The organism is Bacillus sp. B15-48, assembly GCF_016879755.1.
Classification (GTDB): domain Bacteria; phylum Bacillota; class Bacilli; order Bacillales; family Cytobacillaceae; genus Mesobacillus_B.
Map to the genome: position 1 here is coordinate 35,658 of NZ_WOFU01000010.1, position 22,839 is coordinate 58,496.

19 protein-coding genes are annotated in these 22,839 nt (G+C 36.1%); 2 read left to right on the forward strand and 17 right to left on the reverse strand.

Features of this window, described 5'->3' with window-relative positions:
- Positions 1-134: 134 nt before the first annotated feature.
- A complete protein-coding gene (locus GNT69_RS21645; protein WP_203557077.1) occupies positions 135-326 on the reverse strand; it encodes a histidine kinase in 192 nt (63 codons plus the stop codon).
- 310 nt (positions 327-636) lie between these two features.
- Between GNT69_RS21645 and GNT69_RS21650 the strand changes: the two genes are divergently transcribed.
- A complete protein-coding gene (locus GNT69_RS21650) occupies positions 637-1,014 on the forward strand; it encodes a hypothetical protein (RefSeq protein ID WP_203557078.1) in 378 nt (125 codons plus the stop codon).
- Between the two features lie 351 nt (positions 1,015-1,365).
- Here GNT69_RS21650 and GNT69_RS21655 read toward each other — a convergent pair whose 3' ends face one another.
- From GNT69_RS21655 to GNT69_RS21715, 13 genes are all read right to left on the reverse strand, one after another.
- On the reverse strand, positions 1,366-2,664 hold the full coding sequence (locus tag GNT69_RS21655) for a TRAP transporter large permease (RefSeq protein ID WP_203557079.1): 1,299 nt from the start codon (positions 2,662-2,664) through the stop codon (positions 1,366-1,368).
- 106 nt (positions 2,665-2,770) lie between these two features.
- Entirely contained in the window at positions 2,771-3,313 is a 543-nt protein-coding gene (locus GNT69_RS21660) for a TRAP transporter small permease (protein WP_203557080.1), read from the reverse strand.
- A gap of 11 nt (positions 3,314-3,324) precedes the next feature.
- The gene (locus GNT69_RS21665) at positions 3,325-4,383 is read right to left on the reverse strand and encodes a TRAP transporter substrate-binding protein (RefSeq protein ID WP_203557081.1); all 1,059 of its coding nucleotides are present in this window, start codon (positions 4,381-4,383) and stop codon (positions 3,325-3,327) included.
- Between the two features lie 107 nt (positions 4,384-4,490).
- The gene (locus tag GNT69_RS21670; protein ID WP_203557082.1) at positions 4,491-5,366 is read right to left on the reverse strand and encodes an alpha/beta hydrolase; all 876 of its coding nucleotides are present in this window, start codon (positions 5,364-5,366) and stop codon (positions 4,491-4,493) included.
- Positions 5,367-5,461: 95 nt separating this feature from the next.
- Complete coding sequence (locus GNT69_RS21675) at positions 5,462-6,286, reverse strand: alpha/beta hydrolase family protein (protein WP_343206543.1); 825 nt, start codon at positions 6,284-6,286, stop codon at positions 5,462-5,464.
- A gap of 128 nt (positions 6,287-6,414) precedes the next feature.
- On the reverse strand, positions 6,415-7,092 hold the full coding sequence (locus tag GNT69_RS21680; RefSeq protein WP_203557083.1) for a cysteine hydrolase family protein: 678 nt from the start codon (positions 7,090-7,092) through the stop codon (positions 6,415-6,417).
- A gap of 27 nt (positions 7,093-7,119) precedes the next feature.
- Positions 7,120-8,556: an aldehyde dehydrogenase family protein gene (locus GNT69_RS21685; protein ID WP_203557084.1), complete on the reverse strand. Its 1,437-nt coding sequence runs from the start codon at positions 8,554-8,556 to the stop codon at positions 7,120-7,122.
- A 238-nt stretch (positions 8,557-8,794) separates the two neighbouring features.
- Positions 8,795-10,525, reverse strand: coding sequence for a thiamine pyrophosphate-requiring protein (locus tag GNT69_RS21690; RefSeq protein WP_239094396.1), 1,731 nt, complete (start codon positions 10,523-10,525; stop codon positions 8,795-8,797).
- A 145-nt stretch (positions 10,526-10,670) separates the two neighbouring features.
- Positions 10,671-12,578 carry a TRAP transporter permease gene (locus GNT69_RS21695; RefSeq protein ID WP_203557085.1) on the reverse strand — a complete coding sequence of 636 codons (1,908 nt, stop codon included), beginning with the start codon at positions 12,576-12,578 and terminating at the stop codon, positions 10,671-10,673.
- Between the two features lie 71 nt (positions 12,579-12,649).
- Entirely contained in the window at positions 12,650-13,669 is a 1,020-nt protein-coding gene (locus GNT69_RS21700; protein WP_203557086.1) for a TAXI family TRAP transporter solute-binding subunit, read from the reverse strand.
- A gap of 47 nt (positions 13,670-13,716) precedes the next feature.
- Positions 13,717-14,601 carry an MBL fold metallo-hydrolase gene (locus GNT69_RS21705; RefSeq protein ID WP_203557087.1) on the reverse strand — a complete coding sequence of 295 codons (885 nt, stop codon included), beginning with the start codon at positions 14,599-14,601 and terminating at the stop codon, positions 13,717-13,719.
- Positions 14,602-15,117: 516 nt separating this feature from the next.
- The gene (locus GNT69_RS21710) at positions 15,118-15,864 is read right to left on the reverse strand and encodes an IclR family transcriptional regulator (RefSeq protein WP_203557088.1); all 747 of its coding nucleotides are present in this window, start codon (positions 15,862-15,864) and stop codon (positions 15,118-15,120) included.
- Between the two features lie 299 nt (positions 15,865-16,163).
- Positions 16,164-17,477 carry an IS1380 family transposase gene (locus GNT69_RS21715; protein ID WP_203557089.1) on the reverse strand — a complete coding sequence of 438 codons (1,314 nt, stop codon included), beginning with the start codon at positions 17,475-17,477 and terminating at the stop codon, positions 16,164-16,166.
- A 289-nt stretch (positions 17,478-17,766) separates the two neighbouring features.
- On the opposite strand from GNT69_RS21715, the gene GNT69_RS21720 reads away from it, so the two are divergent.
- Positions 17,767-19,128 (forward strand): amidase, encoded by a 1,362-nt coding sequence (locus GNT69_RS21720; protein ID WP_203557090.1) that lies wholly within the window; start codon positions 17,767-17,769, stop codon positions 19,126-19,128.
- Between the two features lie 85 nt (positions 19,129-19,213).
- Here GNT69_RS21720 and GNT69_RS21725 read toward each other — a convergent pair whose 3' ends face one another.
- The 3 genes from GNT69_RS21725 to GNT69_RS21735 all read right to left on the reverse strand — a co-directional run bounded on the left by GNT69_RS21725 (position 19,214) and on the right by GNT69_RS21735 (position 22,613).
- Positions 19,214-20,140 carry a VOC family protein gene (locus tag GNT69_RS21725; RefSeq protein WP_203557091.1) on the reverse strand — a complete coding sequence of 309 codons (927 nt, stop codon included), beginning with the start codon at positions 20,138-20,140 and terminating at the stop codon, positions 19,214-19,216.
- A 38-nt stretch (positions 20,141-20,178) separates the two neighbouring features.
- Positions 20,179-21,021, reverse strand: a complete 843-nt coding sequence (locus GNT69_RS21730) for a fumarylacetoacetate hydrolase family protein (RefSeq protein WP_203557092.1) — start codon at positions 21,019-21,021, stop codon at positions 20,179-20,181.
- A 110-nt stretch (positions 21,022-21,131) separates the two neighbouring features.
- Complete coding sequence (locus GNT69_RS21735; RefSeq protein WP_203557093.1) at positions 21,132-22,613, reverse strand: 4-hydroxyphenylacetate 3-hydroxylase family protein; 1,482 nt, start codon at positions 22,611-22,613, stop codon at positions 21,132-21,134.
- Positions 22,614-22,839: the final 226 nt, after the last annotated feature.

The following is a 22,839-nucleotide window of genomic DNA, read 5'->3' on the forward strand; positions in this document are numbered from 1 at the left end:
TTCTCCCAGTTGCCATTTTTCATACCAATAACAACTGATTTGACACCTGATTTTTATGTTTCAAGAGATAAGTTACCTGAAGTAAAAAATGGATTGAGAAAATCCCTGCTCCTGTTTTAATTATTTTTTTATTATCAAGACCGTTTCTTTCCTTCATTTTCTGGAAAAAGAAAATACGAAATTACTCCTGAAATTAGTGCAGCTCCTATTGATATGGTTAGTCTAATTCCTAATTGTATTTCTGGATAATCCTTATTAAGCATCCAGATTGCGATAGCTAAAACGATAACCATGATTGGAATGACAAATATTAATTTTGATTTCAATCTTAACTCCCCTTTTTGTCTCTTTCCACTAAAATTGATTCATATTCACTCTTTACTTTACGCAAAAAAATTCATAATCTCTTCTAAACTTTAACATAGAATTTGATTGTTTTCTCCTTGTAACTACATCAATCTGGCAATGGGTTCTAGTTCCCCATCCATTTGTCATTTTAATATACAAGAAGGATTGCGAAGAAGTTCGTTGTTTCAGCTTTTTTATCAGAAAAAGAGTGAATCAAACAAATAATAGATCCATTTTTTCTTGACTTAACCGTGTTATAATATAAAAAACAAATCGGAGTGATTTTATATGGAAGAAACACTAAAATTAATTCTGAATGAATTAAAAGAACTTAAAGTAGGTCAGCAAAAACTTATAAAGGAACAGCAAGAACTTAAAGGAGGTCAACAAAAACTTATAAAGGAACAACAAGAACTTAAAGGAGGTCAACAAAAACTTATAGAGGAACAACAAGAACTAAAGAAAGACATATCAAGTATTAAAGATAATCTTATCAACGGTCTGGGACCTTACTTCGAACATATAGAGAAACATATTGATCAAAAGACAGCGGTGCTTAAAGATACACTAGAAGACCAACAACTGGTCATTGATACTTTAGCAGCACGTTCTATAAAGCACGAAAGTGAAATAAAAGACTTTAAACGCATATTAAAGAACCAATAAGGAAAGATTTTGCTCCTTTTCAAACCTAAATATTTCACTTTTAGAGAATTTCAGGTCAGACCCCCGCTCACTAATGTGTTAAAGTCCTATTTTTAGTGGCGTTAGCCCCTTTATCACCTTGTTTTTTGTCGATTATAAACACTAAATTAATTTCGCGGTCTTTTACGCCCTTATCAAACCCTTTTACACTGTGTTTTCTTTTGTCTCCATAAAACGAAACACTACACTACAGCATGAAGGCTTGGTGGCCCCCCAATTTTATCCTTCTTATCTTTCAAAAAAAATGCTAACCAAATCTGGTTAGCATCTATAAGTAGGTGAACGGACCTAGTCTCAAAATACACTATCTTTTTACTTAATAATTGATGGAAGATATAATGCTAATTCAGGAAATAACACAACCATTACTAAACTAACTACAAGAGGGACAATAAAAATTAACGAACCTGAAATGACTTCCGACATCTTCACATCAGGAATAACTGATTTTAAAACAAAGAGGTTTAATCCAACCGGTGGTGTTATCGCACCTATCTCCGCATTAATCGTAACCATAATTCCAAACCAAACAGGGTCGTATCCTAACTCTACTACTGTTGGAAAAAACATTGGAATAACAACGACTAGTACACTCATAGGGTCTAAAAACATTCCTAATATAATTAGAAAAATATTAATTATCAGAATGACTGCCCATCCGGGAATATCTAAGCCTAATACCAAGTTCGCCAACCCTTGAGGGATTCCCAATCTAGTCAAAATAAAGGAAGCGAAAACTCCCCCAATAACTAACAAAAAGAACATACCAGTAGTATTTATAGTATTTGATAAAATGGTAGACATACTTTTAAAACTTAACTGCTTCATCACCCATACAATAATAATTGCACCGACAGCCCCAAAGGCAGCAGACTCTGTTGGTGTAGCAATACCAAAATAAATGGAACCCATTACGATCAAAGCTAGGATTAATATAGGGAACACAGGTACTAAAGATCGAAGTTTGACGCGCAAACCTACCTTTTTATTAATTTTCGGAGCTAATGAAGGATTCTTTAATACTAGTACAAAAATAGTTAAACAGAGTAAGAATGCAATTAAAATTCCAGGTATAATTCCAGCAATAAATAAATCACCAATGGAAGTTTCAGTAATAATCCCATAAAGAACCAATGCAATACTTGGAGGAATAAGAATACCTAAAGTTCCACCTGCTGCTGTGGCCCCAAGCGCCAACTTTTGACTATAACCCAATTTCTTCATCTCGGGAATTGCAATTTTTCCGATAGTCGCTGCTGTGATAGGGCTTGACCCACAAACAGCCGCAAATCCTGTCGAAGTTAAAACTGCACCCATACCAAGTGAACCTGGTAACCTCCCAAGTAATAATTGGGTCGATTGAAATAACTGAGTTCCAATACGTGAATTAGAAATTACTTCGCTCATAAGGATAAATAATGGTGCAATGATAAACACAAAACTACTTGATTGGCTAAAAGCAATCAATGACAACTGGTCAAGCATCCCCGGAGAAATCATAGTTACCCCAAATATCGCACCAACGATTCCAAGTGAGATTGCTACTGGAAGTCCTGTTGCCAATAACACTAAAAGTACAATTATAAAAGCACTGAACATTAGTATTTCCATAGCTATTCACTCCATTATTGTTCATTAAAAAGTACCTTTTCAATTGATTTCTTTATGGAATACTCCTTACCAGTAAAGAAAAATTTTTACAATACATCAATAAAACCTAATCAAGCTCTCTAACATTTTCGTTTCCTATCGCATCGTTATAAATGGGATTCTGAACGGTTAGAGTTTTAATGTATATACATACTGCCGTTAAAATAAATTGAAGTGAACCTATCGGTGCTATGAAATAGACGTATTTCATCGGTATTGAAGTTTGTAGAGGAAATAGTCTATTGTCTTGAATTACTTCAATCGTTGTACCTAGTGTTTTCCAAAATAAAATCATTCCAAAAATAGTAGTTAATAGAAAAACAATCGTTTCTAAAAACTTTCTCATCCATATAGGTCCTTTTTCTTTAAATATATCTACACTTACATGATGTCCTCCTTCAAGTGCAGGAGCCAATGAGAGAAAGACAATGTAAACTAGTAAATATCTTGATATATCTAATACCCATGAACTAGGATTATTAAAGAAGTAACGTAAAATCGCATCTTGGAAAATTAATATTGCAATAATCACTACTAATAACCCGGCTGTTTTTCTGAATATTGAATTAATCGAACTTGACATTTTGTTTAGGTAATGAATAAATAGCATGATTTCACCACTTACCGGTAATTTTTTAATATTTCATTTAGTTCCTTCCCTTGATCCCCAACATTCTCAACTATTTTTGGTGTAATAGAGTTATAGATTTCTAAAAAGTTATCTTCCTCTTCTTTTGTCAGAGGGTTAATTTCAGCCCCGTTTTCAGCCATTCTATCCAGAATCGTTTCTTCTAGTTCAGCATAAGTACTATAGCTTTCTAAGCCGACATTTATTGAAATATTTCGAATGACCTCTTTATCTTCATCTGAGATACTATCCCAAACTTTAGAATTTAGAATGAACATATTTGCATTAGCAGAAATATTTGCTAGCGACATCTTTGGGGCTACTTCATATAATTTAAAGGATTCTGTTAAGTTTACAGTTTGCACGGTTGTGTCTACCGTTTTATTTTGTAGCGCTAAATACAATTCACCGGGATCCATCGTTACAGGAGCCGCACCTAGGGCTTCAGCTTGTTCTGCCTGCCATCTACCTGCCGTTCTAATTTTCATCCCTTTCATTTGGTCTGGATTCGTAATGAATTTATCAGGGTGCACAATAAGGGACTGTGTATTACTAACTGTCCAAAATGAAAGTTCTACACCATTTTCTTGAAAAATATCCATCATTACAGATAATGAATCCTCATAGAACTCCTTAAAATCCTCTTCGCTTCTAAACACCCCTAAAGGCTCCAAAAGGCTAACAGCATCTATTTGTCCAGAACTTGCACCTGCAGATAAAAGTCCACCGTCAACCGTACCACTTTTTACCGAATCGAGTGTGTCAAAAAGCGAAGAAAGTTGCCCAGAATAATAAGGAGTAAATTTAACTCGTCCTTCCGTTTCCTCTTCAACCTTCTCAGCCCACTCTCTAAATGTTACAGAATATAGATCGTTTTCTGAAGAATATAAGGAGAAGGCAATATTTACTGTTTTGTCACCCGTTTTAATTTCCTTATTATTTTCATCATTTGCTGTGGATGATGAACTTCCACTTGTATTTGAACATGCCGTAATAACTGTTAATATGAGAAACAACAAAAACAATCTTCCAATTTTATTTCTAAAATGCATATCCATTCCCCCATAAATTCATTTTTAATTTTTGTTAAGTAGTAGCATCTATATTTCTAAGAAAAGGTTAAATCCATTTTTATAAACACTTTCAGTTAAATTAATACTTATTGTAAATGGACTAATCTCCTAATATGTTTTTTTGAATAGTTACTTACCTGTGGTAAACATAAGGTTTCTTTTAAAAACTTAAGTATTTTGGGGACTGCTTCGATATTTGGATAATCACTCAGGCTTCCTCCTTTCAATCCAGGAGTAAGATTTAGCCAGAAATGACCTTGATCAGGAAAAACAACGGTTTGAACATTTATCTCGTTTTCCTGTAATCTCTTTACAAAGTTCTCTGATTGAGATGGAGGAACGATATTATCCTCCCCTCCCCATAAAACTAGAAAACTAGTATCAAATGTAGGACTAAATTCCATCTCATCAATATAATCAATTGGCGATACGTCATGATAAAGGTTTGGGTCCTCACCGTAAGCTTTCCCCAATAGCTGCTTTATAATCTGATTAAGTCTTTCTGACCCTTCTTCCTTTAAGTTATACAAACCGTATACACCTACGCAAGCACCAATCCTAATGCTTGGATGGGAAGCGGCTTTAAAAGCTAATAGACTTCCAAGATGTGCTCCAGCAGAATCACCAATGATCCCGATTCTTAATGGATTTATGTTCCACTCATTTGCCTTACTAACCAACCAATTTAGAGCATGATAAACATCATCAACTACACCAGGCCAACTAGGTTTATTTTTGGTAGCCAAACGATAATTAATCGCCATTACGACAAAGCCCTCTTCAGCTAACATCGGTCCCCATTCAGAGTACATTTCCTTAGACCCTACTTGATAGGCACCTCCATGAATCAGTAATACAGCTGGTAAATCCTCCCCCTTACTCGGGCGGTATACATCTGCAGTCAGCAAATCTTTTTCTGCAGTACTATATACAATATTTTTTTCAATTAATATGTCTGTCATAATACTCCTTCCTCCTAATCTAAATTCAGATAAAATAAATTATCAATATATTCTTGATATTTAGTATATTAAGAGTTTAATCATTCAATTTGAGTTCAGCCTACTGATGATATCAAAGATAGAATATCATCGACGAACATTGACCATTCTTTTGAATCAGGGTCAATAATTTTAAAATGCTCTGCACTATCAATTTTTTTCAACGTGACTATGTCTCCCGAATCTGTTGCATAGTTTTTATACTTTTCACTAATCCCGATTGGAACGTTGATATCCAGTGCGCCATGAACTAATATTTGCGGAACACCAATAGGTAAAAGTTTAATAGGAGAACACTCATCATATCTTTCTTGGAAACCTTTAGGAGTTCCTCCTATAAGGTCCTTAGTAGGGTTGTCTTTAACTCCAGTCATAAGTTCTTTTAGTTGATGTACTTCGTACATAAGCGAAAGATCACATACTCCCGCTAGGCTTATAGCCCCTTTTACTCTCAAAGGATTAGGTGTTCTTAAAATACTCGATGCTGGTAGTTGATGTCGTCCAGCTAACCACAAAGATAATTGCCCGCCTGCTGAATGTCCTATAGTAATAATACGATCTAAATTAAGTGGATAAGTTTTTGAAATCGTTCGTACATAGTCCGCGGCCTGTACATTATCTTGCAAAGTGCCTGGCCAGCCTCCACCTTCTTGTCCTACGCGGCGGTATTCTATGTTCCAAGTTGCAATACCTTTTCTTGTTAAACTTTCTGCTATTTTATTCATTTGATCTAAACTAGATTTTTCCTTCCAAAAACCTCCATGAATAAGAATTGCAACAGGAAAAGGCCCCTTCCCTTCTGGTACTCTTAAATCCCCAAACTGGTTCTTATCTTTCCCGTAATGAATCCGATGCACGCTTTTAATCTTAGTTAAACTCACACTTACCACCCTTTTTTACTCGAGGTATAATATTGAGTTTCTTTTATTGTTTACTAGCACTTTAATCATTAAGTGAATAAAACAAATGGCCCATACCTTATGCAATGAATATTAAGGTTTAATTGCTATTATTCATTTACCATAGATTCAATTTTTAAGTCATAAGAAATTTCTTCTCCACGCATTAAACTCATCACTTGTGTATTAGTTAATACCACACCAAATAATTTATTTATTAACCTTATGCTTGACTCATGGTCTTCTAATGATTGTCCTGCTACAGCCTCTCCTGCAACAATAACGTCATAATCTCTCTGGTAAGCATCCCTTACAGTTGTTTCTACACAGTGGGTAGTAGCAACTCCAGCAATGATTAAAGTAGTAATTCCCTTCATTCTTAAAAGAGTGTCTAATCTTGTGTCATAAAAAGAACTAAATCTATGCTTAGTTATTAACTCTGTATCATTATTAATGAAATCTTTCAGCTCATCGACCACTTTAGCATCCCAAGTATCTTTTAAAGCTGGTGATCCTGCTTTCCATCTATGAGTATGGGGAGGGATAAGTCTGTTAAATCTTGTTTTATCGTCTTGATAATGATTTTGAATAGTCCATATATCCAAAATACCATTAGATCGACTAACTTCTAGCAATTCTTTAACTTTAGGAATTGTCGCATTCATCATTGTGCTATTATATCCATTTCTACCTATACTCCCGTTAGGGTGACAATAACTATTTTGCATGTCAATAATTAAAAATGCTGTTTTTCCCTTGTCAATTCGAATGTTATTCTTCAATTCCATGCTAAGCCCCCCTTTTAAATGTGAGTATTATTTTTTAAGCAAGTTAGTTCCATGCGTTTCAACATACTCATCAAACACCATTTCTGAGTTTTCACGGCCAATACCACTTTGTTTCACACCGCTGAAAGGGATGTATTTGTAACCAAGTGGCGTTTGGAAAGCCGTATTAATAAACGTCATTCCAGACTCAATTTCTTCCGCTATCTCCAATGCACGCTCCTCATCAGCTGTCCAAATCGTTGATCCAAGTCCATAATCGGTACTATTTGCCATTTGGATCACTTGTTCTTCTGTTGAATACGAAATTAAAGGAATAATTGGACCGAATTGTTCGCATGTAACAACCTCATGATCAGGTTGTATATCACGAACAATTACAGGCCTTAAATAATAGCCATTTTCCCAGTTTTCGGGTTCTAATTTTTCACCAAGTTCCACGAGATTAGCTTGGCTATCTTTCAGTCCTCTAACTAAACGTTTAATATTTTCATATTGTTGTTGATTATTAACTGGTCCAATCGTGGCATTTTGATTTAACTGATGCCCAATTTTGTACTGATTGGTAATATGGTACATTCTTTCATAAAATTCATCATATATTGTGTTAGGTATAAAAACTCGTTTAATTGCATAGCAGAATTGACCTGATCTCCTAAATACTCCATTTACAATATCTGGGACAACTTTATCAAGATTTGCATCGCTTAATACGATTGCTGGATCATTTCCACCTAATTCAAAATGGATTCCTTTTAATGACTCAGCTGCTGATTTCATAATATATTTTGCAGTTGGTCCGCCACCCGTAAACGAGATTTTCCGAACAAGTGGATGTGAAGTTAGTGCTTCTCCAACATCTCCCTCCCCAGTTACAACATTAATTACACCTGGCGGAAAAAGCATTGCCGCTTTTTTCAGGGCCAAGGTGACTCCCATGGATGCGAAGGGAGAAGGTTTAATTACCATAGTATTTCCCGCAATTAAGCATGGGGCCAACTTTTGAATTGTCAACAACAATGGTGCATTCCACGGAACTATTCCCGCAATTACCCCCATAGGTCGTTTTACAAGCCTCACCCAGCTCGTCTCATCACCAATTTCCATCGGTTTAAAAAAAGACTCAGCAAAACTTGCAGTATTTCGTATATTGGAAACGGCCATCCCAATTTCAACCTTTGTTGTTTCAAGCAACATTCCATTTTGATTCGAGATAATTTCAGCTAATCGTGAGCATTCTTTTTCCAAAAGATCTGCTACTTGTAAAACCAATGAAACTCTTTCATCCAGAGGGACTTTACGCCATGACAGATAGGCTTGATGTGCAGCATTTACTGCCTGATCAACATGATGAACAGTTCCAACCGCAACTTCACCAATAACCTCACTAAGTCTCCCTGGATCTCTCACTTCGGTATATTGGTTTGTTTCTATGTCTTTGTTATTAATAAAAAAATGAACTTTCAATTAAAACAATCCCCCTTTATTTTTGAAATTTTCAAGAAAATGTTTGTTTTTTACCATTTTTCAAGCTTAACAACTATATTATTAATGAAATCTACATCCAGAAAACCAACGATTATCTCTTCTTTTATTTCTGCTTAATCTAGGACAATAGTACCTTCCTACCTTATTAAATATCTTTCTGAAAATAGACTCTATTATGTCTTGGGTTGCGAATACTAGACAAAATGAACATAAGAAACTAGTCTCTTTGCTCGGAAATCTGCTGAAGTTTCACATCAATAACTGCTGAACGACCAGATTTCACCGCTTCTATCCCTTGTTTTAACGCTTCCTTCAATTTAGCTGGATCGGACACGGTCACCGCAAAAGCTCCACCAGCAGCTTCGGCAATTTTTGCTAAATCTGCCGGTTGGTCAAAATTCACCCAATAACGATCATCTCTTTTGGCAATACCATCTGGATACATTCTTAACAGGTTGTTTTTTGTAGCATTCCATCCTTGATTGTTATAAATCACTGTTAAAAACGGAGCGTTATATCGCCGTGATAACCAATGGACAGACGAAGGAACACTAAATAAATAAGATCCATCGCCAGTTAAACTAATAACGGTATTATCCGGCTTTGCCATTTTCACTCCAATTGCTGCTCCACCATTCCAACCAAGGGATGAGCCACCATTGGCTAACATCGTAAGTGGCTTGGTGCGAGGCAAATGTCGCATAACAGCGAGTGAATTGGTGATTGTCTCATTTAAAATGATGGTGTCCTCATTCACAATTTCCCTGACACAAGCAGTGAGCCATTCGGGAGTAATGGCTCCATTGCTTGGATAAGCCTCCATTTGCTCCCAATTATTTCGCTGTAGTTTATGTTTCAATGAAAGTCGATCGTAACGGGATTGTATCGAACCTTTATTTAGGTCCATTGTTTCGGTATGTTCATTTAGTTGAAGTAAGGCTTGATAAGAATCGGCTTGGTATAACGCATCAACTGGAATATGCCACAAAGGTATTTCGGATTTAATTGGGTCTAGATCGATATGATAGATTTTGCAATCTTTTTGCGGACGATTAACTGCTGGAATCCAAGGAACATCTGAATCAATGACTAAAATAACATCTGCTTCTGCTAAGAGTTCACCTTCTTCAAAACCTAAGTGTAGTGGGTGATTCCCTGGGAAGTTAAGATAACTACTATTTGATTCAATTACGGGAATGGCCAAGCGTTCACAGAATTGTGTCAATAGCCCAACACTCTCAGCGTTTCTTCCAAGATAACTCGTGATGATAACCGGGTGGTTCGCTTTAGCTAAAGACTGGACAATTTCTTCAACTCCTGCTGCTGGTAACGGCATAGCTTCCATTCGTTTCCATTTAATATATTCATTAGGAAGAATTTTTATTTCTTCTTCAAGTACCTCTCTTGCACCTGTTAAGTAAACAGGACCTTTAGGATTACTATTAGCAAGCTGCATTGCCCGATAAACAAGTTGTTTCGTATTTAAACCCGTACGAATATCGCCTTCCCATTTCACATAGTTCCTGACGATTCCGCGTTGATCGTATACATTTTGCAAGTAATTAATTGGAGTAAGGCGACTACCATGTAACTCCCCATCCATCGTATAAGGCGTTTCCCCTGAAAATATGAAGACCGGAACACGCGACCGATAAACATTGTGTAGGCTGCCACCCAAGTTTTGAGTACCGACATCGGTATGAACAATTACTCCTTGGGCCTGACCACTCACCATATAATAACCATGTGCCGCACTTAATGTGAGATATTCATGCGGACAAATGATGACTTCCGGAAGTGGAATATTCTTGGATTTCGCCTTTGCAAGTGCTTCAATAATGGCTGGGTGATCACTTCCAAGATTACTAAATAGATAGGAAATACCTGTTTCCTGTAGTGCCTCCAACATAGCATCCGCTGAGTTATAACGAGTTAACTTTTCATCCAAGACATGATCCTCCTTGTATTTTATTCTAGTTATTTATTAAACTGGTTCGCAACGAGTTCCTTATCGTTACTGAAGTGAAGTTTTAACGGAAAACAATCAATAATCCACTTTATGTGCAAATATAAATGAAGAAACTTGGAACTCCTTACCCTATACTTGATGATTGTGTAGGTACTTTATCCTCATATTTCTTTATTTTTAATTCGTAAAAGAGAATAAAAATGAAGAGAAATACCCCAATTAAATCGCTTACAAATCCTACTGACATCAATAAGATTGCATCGATTAGCATAATACACCGCGTCCACAAACTAATATGGTTTTTCAAAAATCCTTCTAATGCTGCTGATAAAATAAAAACTCCCATCATACCTGTAAGCCCTGCTAAAAGAATATTTACGATTGAACCATTAAGTAATAGTTCCGGTCCGTATACAAACAAGTAAGGAACAATAAATGCTACTAAGCCCAAACGGCAAGCAATGAGTGAAGTTTTTGTAGGATGCGAATTAGCTACCGCACTTGCAGCAAACACTGTAACAGCCACTGGTGGTGTAATGTGAGCTAAAGTTGCAAAGAAAAAGATAAACATATGTGCTGCCATAGGTGTAACTCCTAATTCAATCATGGATGGTGCAGCAAACACGGATAATATAATATAGGATGCAACAGGTGGTAGACCCATACCAAGTACAATTGAAACAATCATCGTAAGCAGTAGCAACATAAATAATTTGCCATCAGCTAAATTAACCATTATACCGGACAAACGTAGACCTATTCCGGTCATATTAATGACCCCAATCACAATCCCAGCACAAGCACAAGCAGATACGACCATTAAAGAAAACTTAACACCTTGTTGCAATGACTCAATAATTTTTTTGAGTCCCATCCTCGTTTCCTTGCGTAAATAGGTACAAAATGGAATGGACAATGTAGCCCAAAAAGCAGAAAGTGTAGGACTTGCTTTTTCAATTAATAGTAAATAGATTAAAATTACTAGTGGGATTAACAAATGACCTTTCGTTCTTAACTCTTTTTTTAAGTCCGGCCCTTCATAAACTTTTTTTCCATGTAACCCCATTTTGCCAGCTCTTAAGTCAACCATAATAAACACAGCCATAAAATACATGATTGCCGGGATAATCGCGGCAAAAACAACCTCTGAATAGGCAACTCCAAGATAGTCGGCAATTAAAAAAGATACGGCACCCATAATAGGAGGAAGAAACATTCCACCCGTGGATGCTATCGATTCAATCGCACCTGCATATTCTGACTTATATCCTTCTTTTTTCATTAAAGGAATGGTAAGTACGCCTGTGGTGACAACATTTGAGGTCGGACTCCCACTTATACTTCCAAAAAAAGCACTCGATACAATTGAAACCTTCGCTGCTCCTCCTCGAAAACGTCCTACTAAGCCCATTGCTAAATCCATGAACAACTGCCCAGCACCTGAACGTTCAAGTAAAGAACCGAAAATAACAAAAAGGACAATATAAGTTGCCGAAACTCCGACGGGAATTCCTAAAATCCCTTCAGTACTTAACCCGACTTGAGTAACTATATTTTCAAATTTATATCCTGTGTGTGCAAACATCAAAGGCAGATTTTGACCATAAAACGCATAAACCAAAAAAATAATGGCAACAATTGGAAGACCCCAACCAACCGTTCTTCGTGCAGCCTCTAATGTCATTAAAATAAGGAAGGTGGCCATTATCACAACGAGTGTGGACGGTGTATTTAAGGATCTAGTTAGTTCGATATGATTCGTAAAAATGTATAGAGCAGTCGCAGCTGCTATCAGGGCAAAAACAATATTGATTGATAAACTAAGACGGTTTTGAATCGTTAACGTACCGCCATCACTCTTTATGTTTTTTTTGAAAAAGGGATAAATAAGGAAGGTTAACGCTAGTGCAAATCCTAAATGTGCTGAGCGCTGTTGAAGAGCTGGAAAAAGTTGTACTCCTGCTGCATATAGATGGAACAACGCCATACATATTGCTATACTCCCTACTGTCCATCCGATAACTTTGTTCATCATCATCACTCCCTTATGAGAAAATGAGGGAGTACAACAGTTTGTACTCCGAAAAGAAAACAATCATTTTCTTATTCTAATACCCCAATTTCCTTCAAATACTTTTCCGCACCAGGATGTAAAGGCATTTCAATCCCTTCAACGATATTGTCTTTACTAATTTCTGATCCCGGAACAATCGCTTTCAATTCGTTTGGATAATCCAACATGGCCTTTAGGTAATTAATTACTAATTCATCAGGAGTATCAATATGAGTAATATAATGATTCGTAAATGCTGGTATGATGATGTCTTCATCAATTCCATCATATGTGCCTGCTGGTATCTTTCTAACTCCCGCATAAGGTGCAAATTCATTTAAATAGTTTTCTGCTTCTTCTTCACTTAAAGAAAGGATTCGGATATCTGTTGATGACATCGTTTCTTTAATAGCTGGAGATGGAATGAGGTCTGTTATGGCACCAGCATCTAAACTTCCATCTTGCATAGCTTGTTGTACCTCCGCATTTCTGTACGGTTGAAATTGATAATCCTTTCCTTCTTGAAGCCCAAGACTAGCTAATAATTCTCTTAATGTATCTTCAATTGCGGCACCTGGAGGCGCAGCAATATCTTTTCCTTTTAAATCAGAAAATGTTTTAATATCTGAATCCGCAGGTACAACTACGTGAATATTCGCAGTGTCTACATACCCAATCGCTCTTAATTCTTTATGCTCACCAGGAACGTGTTCATATTCACCATTGTATGCTTGCGCTCCATCTCTTGAAGAAACGATTCCAATCGCAGCTCTACCTTCTTCATATTTTTCTAAAATTGAACGTATATTTCCAGGTGAACCACCTGCTGCTTCTACCGAAAATTGTACATTTGGCATGAGCCCTTCATCTGAAAAGATTTTCGCGATTGCAGCTGATGTCCGATAAACAGCGCCTCCAGCATTCGCAACATAACTAGGAACAATGCCGGATACTTCCCCATTTTCTGAAGAAGCAGACTTTGAACCAGTTTGGTCATTACCACAACCTACAAGAGCTAATACACAGACTATTATGACTGTAAAACTTAAAAATAAATGTTTTTTTATCATCGTCATCCCCCGCTTTTTTTAAATATATTTTATTTAAAGATTGCCTCTTATTTTGTTGGTGTGACAGTCTGGGACTGAAGAGAATCGATCTTACTATCCATGTGAACATCTATTTCCATAAGGTCTTTAGCAATCATGACATCCCCATTAAAATACGCTTTCACTTGTTCTATTAAATCATTCGGTAAAACTGGAGGAAGATGATTTAGCATAAGCATTTTTGGTTGTGCTTCTTGAGCAATCTGCCCAACTTGACGCGGCGAACAGTGCCCCATTTTATTAACTAACTCCTCTGCAGTTAAATCAGGATTATTCTCTCTTAATAATCGAGGCGATGGCTTTCCAGGGAATACTTCATGAATAAGTAAATCACAATTTCTAGCAAATTGACTAAAACCTAAAACAGGAGCCGTATCGCTTGAAATAACAACGGATTTTCCTTCACATTCAATCCTGAAAGCTAATGAAAAATCTACAAATTCACCATGATGAACACGAAATGTTTTTATTTGAAATGGACCAATTTGAATTTCTATCCCACCGAATATTTCCTTTACTACAGGTGATTTCCATGCCCCTGGACCTCTCATATTTGTTCTGTAAACTAGATCTCGATAATATACTTTGTTGAAAAGCAAATCAGTAACTTCTTCAATTCCTAATGGGCCGTAGACTTCCAAAGTCCTTTCACGGTCAGTTATAAAGCCAGTTTGTACGAAGGAGTCGTAGTCTCCAAAGTGATCCCAATGCAAATGTGTGAAAAAAAGATGATTGATACTGTTATGCTCCAAGCCAGATTCAATAATTTGACGGTTCACTCCAGGCCCACAGTCAAATAGGATTTTATGATTTTCATGACAAATAAGGATGCCTTGTCCACATCGATCTGGATTTGGAGAAGGTAGACCTGTTCCCAAAAATGTAACTTTCATAAATTAATCCCCCCATTTTGTATTTCATTAGTGAAAACTCACCAATAGGTTATATTGTTCAGCAAAGTATAGCCTTAGTTATCGAAATCAAATATTAACCCCGTCTTTGCTTTAACTTATAATAACAAAAAATTCGAAAAATTCTCACCTTTCAAGTTTAATATTATGAAACTTCACCTGTTTTTTAATAAATATATATAAATTTGATTTATATTGTTCAGGGGAGGCAAATAGCCTATTGAAGAAATAAAGTGTGATTCCTAATATAAGAATGTAAGATTTAAAAGAGAATAGTAATAATTCGGAGGCGATAAAACACTCACAGCCTTCAAAAGCATAAACATTGGTGAGTGTTTTATCGGATAAAAGATGACTCAATTAAAGATAATAATCTTGGTAGCCTATGTTTAGAACGATAGGTTAACACAGTAAATAAATTAATGACTGTTGATAAACAAAGATTCTGTTCATTTGTTTCCCTTATAAAGTTAGGGAATTTTAATACTTTCATTTATTTTAAACTTCAATATAGCCTAACTCCCTAGATAAATTTTTTGCCATTTTCACAACACTTTGAATAATATAGCTTCGGTCAAGACCTGCCATATAGTCTGGGAGGCCAACAAGATTAACAGAGGCAATTGTTTCCCCTGAATAAGATAGAATTGGAGCAGCAATTGCAAAAGTATTTGTAGTATTTTCATTATTACTAATCGAATATCCTTGTTCTCGGACAGATTCCAATTCTCTTTTCAGAGTTGTAATATCTGTAATTGTGTTTGGACCTTGTCTTGATAATCCTTTTTCTATTGTTAATTGAAAATAAGATTCATTGTAAGCAAGTAATGCTTTCCCTGCACTTGTACAATAGGCGGGCATTCTTGATCCAAGGTATGTGGGAAGGAAATCAGAATCATCGGATGAAATTCTTAGAACATTTACTACATGACCATTATCAAACATCGCTATATGTGCAGTTCCTTTGAACTTTTCTACTAACCCTTTCACAAGCGGCATAGCCTTATCATAAAAATCCTGTTGAAACATCACGCTATTTGTCCATTCTAACACCTTCCATCCTAAACGATACTTTCTACTAACATCTCTTATCAATACTCCTTCTTTACACAGTGTTGATATTAAATGATGTGTTGTACTTCTGCTTAAACCCAATTTGTCAGCGATATCCGCATTTCCCAGTACTGGCTCTTCAGGTGAAAAGCAATTCAATATTTGACAAACTCTACTAACCGAAGTAATCATAATGGCCCACACTCCTATACAGTACTTATCCAAAATGTCTTTGAATGTTTTTATTATATATTACATAATATTCAAATTATTTTCAATTTTAAGATAATAATCTTTATCCCGAAATATTCATAGCCCTATGAAATCACGTTGGTAAACCTGAAAGTAAATGAAATTTCATAGGTTCATTTTGAAATTTGCAACTTCTCGCTAAATTAACTGCACTATTTAACGAGAATGTTCGAATTTTGGGCAGACTTCTCCCTTGACCAAAAAAACTGTTTTTTAGTTGTCAAAAGGCTAATGATAGGCTATTCAATCTGAAGTTTTTGAGTCCGACCCAATACGTTCCAAAAGAACTTCTGGTATACAAAACTCGAAGATAATTTAAAACATAAAGATCTACCTGATTTTACTAGTCTACTGGCTACTTTGATTATTCGTGTACGTATGGTGTCAATTTGCATCATTTTTTGCCCTTCAGGAAAGCAAAGGGTGCGTAACCAATTGGTTAGATTATAAGCTAGAAGAGTCAACATCATCTTAACCTCGTTAACAAGGTAAGAATGGCTATTCATTTTATCAAAGTAAAAACCATTTTTAGCTTCCTTGATATAGTTCTCCATCGTCCCTCTTTTTTGATAAGCACGGACGATATCTTGAGGAGAAGCCAATTCGAAGCTGGTGACAAAAAAGGAATGCGTAAAGAGTAATTCACCTGCAGGTCGCACTGATTGGATGATGACCTTTCTAGGCTTCGACCATGATTTTGCTTGATAAAGGGTTTCTTCAAAAAAACATTCCGTTTTTGAAATGTCTACAGGTGCAGAAGAAGGATGATATTCTTTCGCTAGACTCTGTAGTTGGGGATTTGATTTTAACCGGATAATGAAATGAACGGATTCCTTTTCGCACAATTCATATAAGGCGGGAACAGCAAATCCACTGTCTCCACGTAGGAACAAACTCGTTTCAGGGAATGTTTCGTTGTAATGTTCAATCAAAGGCTGAATAAATTCGACCACCCCATTGGAAGTATAGACGTTTCCCGGACGAAGTTTCGCCTTCAAAAAGTCGCCGGTGGCACCATCAAAGGAAACCAAAGGATGAAAGCCCATTGTTCCATAATGTGCATTATAAGATGAAGATTCTTGTTCACCATACATATCGGAATGGGTAGAATCTAGGTCAATGAATAATGCCTCTGCTTTTCGGAAAGCGTGAATTTTATCGTGTAATTCTTGGTTCGCTTGATTTAAGTGTTCAATCGATTTTTCATCAAATCGAGGGTAAAAGCGAGATAAGCTTGGTTGTGAAGCAAGTGCTGGTATACCAATAACTTGTGTAAAAACAGGATCTTTTGCTAATTGGTCCGCAGCGTCATCTTCAGCATACCCAGCAATCAATTGATAAATCTTTTGGCGCAACAAGTTTTCGTTTGAATGAAGATAATAAGCTCTCGAATCATTCAGCTTTAAATGTTGACCCAAAGTCTTTGAAAAACCGATTTTTTCATCGAATTCTCTAAAAAGAAATTCACCTGTATCGGAGGAAAGAGAGCCTCCATCATTTGACAATTTAATTTTGCGATTGAAATCAAGCGTTTTTTTCGTTAAAGTAACCATATAAGAATCCTTTCTGTATGTTTTTGTGTGGTTACTTAAACTTTAACAGAAATGGATTCTTTTTTGCATTTATTTAGTGCAGAATCAAATTGGCCAAGAAAGCCTAGAGTACAGGGATTTAATGCACATTCTTAAATTACTATGAATAAATCAGGTTTATAATACACATGTAGGCATTTATAAAAATAGCTTAAATTTCACTATTTTAAACACTGCTGTTCTAACATTATGGGTTATCTATTAAAATACGTAAAAAGGCTATTTGCCATTTATAAAAGAGGAGGAAATGATGAATCTATTAACATTAACAGAATCATATATTTCTAAAAAATTATCGCCTAAAGAAAGCGTTGAACTTTGTTTACGAAACATTAAAGATCATTCTGCTTATAATGCTTTTATTACTATCTGTGAGGAGGAAGCATTAGAGGCTGCATGCATCGCAGAGAAGGAAATTAGCAAAGGGAATGTTAAAGGCCCGTTGCATGGGGTTCCTGTTGCTATTAAAGATGTGATATTTACAGATGGAATCCGTACGACTATGGGCTCAAAAGTTTATACAGATTTTGTTCCGAATTTCGATGCAACAGCTGTCCAAAAATTAAAAGCTGCTGGTGCGATTATTATCGGTAAAGCAAACACTCATGAATTTGCATATGGGCCAACTGGTGATCGATCTTTAATCGGACCTTGCCGAAACCCTTATAACCCAAATAAAATTACAGGGGGCTCTAGTAGTGGTTCAGCCGTTGCTGTTTCAAAAAATATGGCATATGCTGCACTAGGTACTGATACAGGGGGCTCAATTCGAATTCCAGCTGCTGCCTGTGGTGTTGTAGGGATGAAACCAACATTTGGGCTTGTTAGTAAGTATGGTGCATATAACACAGCATATACTTTAGATCATATTGGTCCAATGACCAAAACAGTAAAAGATAATGCTGCGATGTTAAATGTTTTGGTAGGATACGATGAAAAAGACCCCCATTCCCTTCACAAATCGAAAGAAGATTATACTCGTTTTATCGGACAAAGCATAACAGGAAAAAAAATTGGACTTCCCTCTTACTATTTTAAAAATATCAATCAAGAAGTCTCAAAAGCCATCGAAGAAGTAATAAAAATTTATCAAGATTTCGGCGCTATTTTTAAAGAAGTGGAGATTCAAGCAATTGAGGATATTGCCAAGTTTCAAGCAATAACCATTCAAGCTGAGACTTATGCCGTACATGAACTAAATATCCGAACACGGGGTTCTGATTACGATGAAGAAGTTTTTGAACGATTACAATCTAGTCAAAACCTACCAGCTTATAAATATGTCTTGGCACAACAAAAAAGAATGGAATTAACGAATAGATATAATGAAGTATTTACTAATATAGATGTTTTATTAACACCAACCCTCCCCATCCTCCCAACTGACATTAACCAAAGAGAAGTAATGATAGGGGATTATTCTGAGCCTGTAAGAAGTGCTGTTTTAAGACTTACTGCACCAACAAACTATACTGGTAACCCGGGAATGTCCATCCCTTGTGGGTTGTCCAAAACTGGACTTCCAATCGGGTTTCAATTAATCGGAAAGCATCGTTCAGAAGCAATACTCTATCAAATTGGGGATGCATATGAACAACAGATAAGAAACTAATAAAAAAAGAGATATTCCACCTCTTTTTTTATTAGTTTGATATAAAATTAGTGGCTACGAAAGATAAGAAAACTTAATAATTTTACTAGGAGTTAGAAATTTTGTCGAATTTCTTTGATGCATAGTCCAATAAGGTTTCTTCAAATTTTGTTCCCCACTGAGAATTATCATCCCAATACCTCGGGAGCATCGGGAAGTCCTCGTGCCATGGTCGTGGGTCAAAATAGCCTAAACCTGGAATTAACTGATCCATATCAATGAATAGCTCAACTAAATTTCCATCAGGATCGTGATGATAGGCTGCGATATTATGGCCTGCTGTATGACGATTTGGTCCCCAAAGAACTTTAATATCGTTTTTTGCTAACACATCAAATGCATAATATTGATGACTAGCATCTCTTAATTCGAAAGCAATATGATATAGATTGGGCTGACCAATACGCTTCCCTAGGTTTGAAACATTTAAAACATGGTGATCGGTATTGCATGTTAGGAAATTCGCTCGTTCATCGATTTTGTCTGTATAATAAAATTTTAATACATCCTTATAGAAATCTGCTGTTTTTAATGGATTCATAGAGGCTAATGCTAAATGTCCTAGTTTATTTGGAATAATCCCTTTCTCTTTGAATCGTGGTGCCGGCATATCAATTTCTGAGTAAAGATGTACAGTAAATCCATCAGGATCTTTAAGTTCAAGCAACTCTGGTACACCAGGTTGAGAATCAGATTTTAACTTAGAAGAAACTCCAAGCTTTGTTAGTTCTTTTTGTGCTTCATTAAGAGAAATACCCTTATCTAACTGAAAGCCTATCGATAATAGATTGCTATCATTCACAGGTGTTAAGATAATATTATGATGATCAAGACCTGAACTAAAGTATTTTCTACCCTGTTCATCTTCCTCCATCAATGTAAACCCTAAAACCTCTGAATAATAATCCGTCATTCCTTCCATATCTTTAACAGCAAGTTCAGCATAACCAAGTTTACTAGGTTTTAACATCATATCTTCTCCTTTGTAAAAGTTTCACCTTGAAAACTTTTTTACTCAGCCTTTACCGTATTACGTAAAGTTCCAATTTTACTTACTTCAATTTCAACAACATCCCCATCTTTTAAGAACATTTGCGGTTCGCGCTTAAGCCCTACTCCACCAGGTGTTCCAGTTACAATTACATCTCCAGGCTTTAGCGTTGTAAAGGTTGAAATAAATGCGATTAACTTAGGGATAGAGAAAATCAGCAAATTTGTAGAAGAACTTTGCATTACTTGACCATTTACTCTTGTTTCTAATGATAATACTTCATCATCTTTGATATCTTCTTTCGTCACCATCCAAGGCCCGAAACCACCTGTTCCGTCAAAATTTTTACCAGGAGCCCACTGACTAGTTCGAAGTTGCCAATCACGAACAGAACCGTCATTATAACATGCATAACCTGCAATATGATTATAGGCATCTTCTTCGCTAATCCGTCTTCCCTTTTTCCCGATAATAACTGCTATTTCACCCTCGAAATCTAGTTGTGAAGACTCTCTAGGAAGAACGAGATTTTCTTCATGTCCAATTTGAGAACTTGGGTATCTAAAAAAGATTACCGGTGTTTCGGTTGTCGTTTCTCCGCACTCTTCTACATGGGCATGATAATTTAGACCAACACAAACGACCTTCTCTGGATTCGGAATAACCGGCAGCAGTGTCACATCGTTTAATGAATACTGAACATCATTAACATCGATATTTAAGTCTTCTACATTCGCCTTTTCAAGAAATGTTTTTAGGTCCGCAAATTCATTATTAAACTTTTTCTTTAAATCTATTACTCCATTATCAATAACTGCTCCAAAGCTCTCTATTTCTCCATGACAAAAACTTACTAGTTTCATTGAATCATATCTCCCTTACTAAAAATGATGTTTTCAACTTAATCCTTTTTAGGTATATTAGTAAAATTGAATACTTTCACTTTCGTGAATGTCCATACCATTACCTCACCTTATTTAGCGTTAACTTTATTTTCACTCTCACTTGTTTTAGACTCTGCTAGTGCACGCTCTACAAGTGGAAAAGAAGGGTTTTGTCTCTTATACATATTGTAAAACATTCCGAGCTTACGTACTGGGTCACCTGAGTAATAGCGCTCATACTGTACTAATCGTTGGCCGAACCCTTCAATAGTAAGATCCCATGCAAGTTTAAATAAATGTAAACGTTCTTCTCCAGATACACCCTCACGACCGCCATAATAGCGCTCAATATCATCAGGCAATGCCATCATATCAGCTTTGGTTGGTGGTACTAGTAATCCACCTGCGCCAATTGTTTGAATTATTTCAATCGCACGAGGATAAGCTTTTGGTAAAATACCACGAATGGTTTCCAATGGTAATGGATTTGGTACGACTTCTCCATTTGACCTAACATTGTATTCGTTTTCTGCTGTACGTAATAATGCTCGAATTGTTTCAACAAATTGTACCAGTTCACCTAACTGGTTTTGCACATTTAAGAATCCATCAACACCGATTGAATCTGCAATACTTGAGGCAACTTCTTGTGCAAATTGTAGTTTAATCAATCCTCGAACTGTTGCTTGATGCATGTTTTGACTTAAACCGGTTTCCGAATAGATTTTATTAGCAGCGTCAATATTTTTATAGATAAACACTCGATCCCATGGAACTAGAACATCATCAAACACAAGTACTGCGTCTTGTTCTTCAAATCTTGATGCTAATGGATGATCAACGATTGAGCGTTTCCCATCTTGCACAGGTTCACGGCAAATCAAACGTAACCCTGGTACATCGATTGGAACAGCAAAAGATATTGCATAATCTTCTTCGCCAGGTCTGAATCCTGGGAATGAATAAATAATTACTTCATCCGTAATTGGCGCAAGCGTCGCCAGCATTTTTGCACCCCGGACAATAATGCCTTCTTCCGTTTCCCGGACAGCACCTAGATGTGTATATGGATCTTTTTGATTTTTAGATGATTTGGTTCGGTCTGTTTGTGGATTCATGATTGCATGTGTTAGGAACAAATCATTATCGCGAATATACCTGTAATAGTTTTGAATATTTTCAGCCCATTGCGGGTTATATTTCGCATAGAATTCAGGTGTACTGGCCATTGCTGTTACTGTTACATTTAAGAAGTCTGGCGTTCTTCCCATTAACCCATAAGTTGCTTTAGCCCAAATTTCATATAACGCTCTACGTGCCATTAAGTCATGATAAGTTTTTGGTACGATGAAAGCGTTAGATACTCGTTCACCTGTTTCCTCACAAATACTTGTAATTTTATCTTGATATTCTGGATCATGCTGCATATCATACAATTTAGCAATTTCTTTAATTGGTTGTTTAAATACCGGTTCATTTACTATATCTGTGATCCTTCGGCCTTCCATCCATACCTCTGGTTTTTTTGATTGTAAACCTTTAATATAATCTTCACCTGTACGAATACCCATCTTTTTTCCCCTTTTCCCTAGATTTTTTACATCTATGAAATAACTCGTCGATTGAAAGGTTATTGGAGTATTTTTATATTTTTCATCATCTCCTTTAAATGTTCTGTGCTTTGTACTATCAATTTACTAAAAATACACATTGGCAATCGACAGATAAATCCCATATTATGAAATCTTGTGAATATTTAATAAATTATATTTAAAAAACCGTTAAAGATTATGTAAT